This is a genomic window from Acinetobacter lwoffii (assembly GCF_024129735.1).
In the GTDB taxonomy this organism is placed as follows: domain Bacteria; phylum Pseudomonadota; class Gammaproteobacteria; order Pseudomonadales; family Moraxellaceae; genus Acinetobacter; species Acinetobacter lwoffii_H.
This window is the reverse complement of the sequence record NZ_JAMXXK010000105.1, coordinates 1-1,376: the sequence shown is the minus strand read 5'-3', so window position 1 is coordinate 1,376 and position 1,376 is coordinate 1. Positions and strand designations below refer to the sequence as shown.

Annotated in this window: 1 protein-coding gene; it reads right to left on the bottom strand. The window is 45.3% G+C overall.

Translation table 11 applies throughout. The annotated features are described in order from the left end of the window. Nucleotides 1-20 precede the first annotated feature (20 nt). Nucleotides 21-1,253 carry a transposase gene (locus NI469_RS15650; protein ID WP_004730312.1) on the bottom strand — a complete coding sequence of 411 codons (1,233 nt, stop codon included), beginning with the start codon at nucleotides 1,251-1,253 and terminating at the stop codon, nucleotides 21-23. Between the last annotated feature and the right edge of the window lie 123 nt (nucleotides 1,254-1,376).

Below are 1,376 nucleotides of genomic sequence, written 5' to 3'. Positions count from 1 at the left end.
AGGCATAGGTATCTACACATCTATGAGATACCTAATGCCATTGTGGCTATCTCATTGAGTTCATCTATTGAATATTCCGAGAGCAGTTGAAGAGTGTTCAGTAAAATCGAAAGCCCTGCCAATAAGGCAGGTGCACTTTCCAACCTACCTCTTTTCTGCTGCCGACCTGAAAGACGGGTGAGAAATACACGAATTTTCTGATGGTGTTCATCTTCAGAACGCTGGATTCGCCAAGTTAAAACACAAGCCATACAGCTAATCAGTAACCGCCTTAAAATGGCTTCAGGTCTGGTCTGAAGCCATGCTTCAATATCATGACCTGCCTGCTTGAGCAGCTTGAAATAGCATTCAATTGTCCAGCGCCAGTAATACCAGGTCGTCATCTCTACCGTAGTAATCTCTGATGGAACATTGCTGATTAGTGACCATCTTGCGACGGTCTTATCCTGATCATCTTTCACTACGGCAACAATTAATCTGGCTTCAATCGCACTCCCTGGCTGGGGAGCAACCCGTTGGCCTGAATCGTCATTTCTCTTCGGTTTTGCTGCACGTGTTATCCGGATAGCAGTTTCTCCCACATGCAACATATGCCGGTTTCCTTTATAGGCAATCGGCTGGACCTGCTGCGTTTCTACTCGTTCTGCGGCTTCTGCAACTTTGCATGTTTTGCCCTGATGCTCAATTCGATGGCCTTCTTTCGCCCGAATCAGCCATTTAAAACCCTGGCTGCTCATTTCCCTTAGGTGGGCAATGGAGTCACCTTCACGATCAATGATATGAACACATGTTTTCTCAATGGGATATTGTTCAATCACTTTGATTTGTTCGGTAAGTGAATCTAGATGAGATTTGCGCCCAGCAGAGTGTTGACTGAATGTGGAATAGCAGCCTGAGGCATCTGATAGTGTCTGCGCCAGTGGCGCAATAGGTAGTCCCGAGGCTGCATCAACCAGCAGACTGCTTTGCAATTCATAGCCTGAATCATATTGATGGGTTCTTTGCAGGCGCTGAATTTTATGATGGTGTTTCACATACTGTAGCTGAGACCAGTCATGAACAATCAATGCATATTGATGCGGTGATGCCTTGATCTGTTCACATGCAAGATGTTCAATTGGCTGGTTTAACTGACTAAAAGAGATTTTGTCATTATTCAGGAATCGCCAGACCGCTTGTGTGGTTGCGAAACTCGACTTTTGGGCAGAAGCCAGGTCTTTGATTGCCGGAGCAAGTGAAGCAAGAGGGTTCATATTGAGCTTTACAAGGCTGTTATAGCGCTTGACAAGACGCTGATCCAGGCCAGAGATGTTAAATTGAAGAGCATGCTCTTCAATTTAACGCAAAGTTCAGGAATTGTGTAGATACCTATGCCT

Excerpts from the sequence above, each read along its gene's own strand:
- NI469_RS15650 (WP_004730312.1), bottom strand. The coding sequence starts at position 1,253 with ATGAACCCTCTTGCTTCACTTGCTCCGGCAATCAAAGACCTGGCTTCT.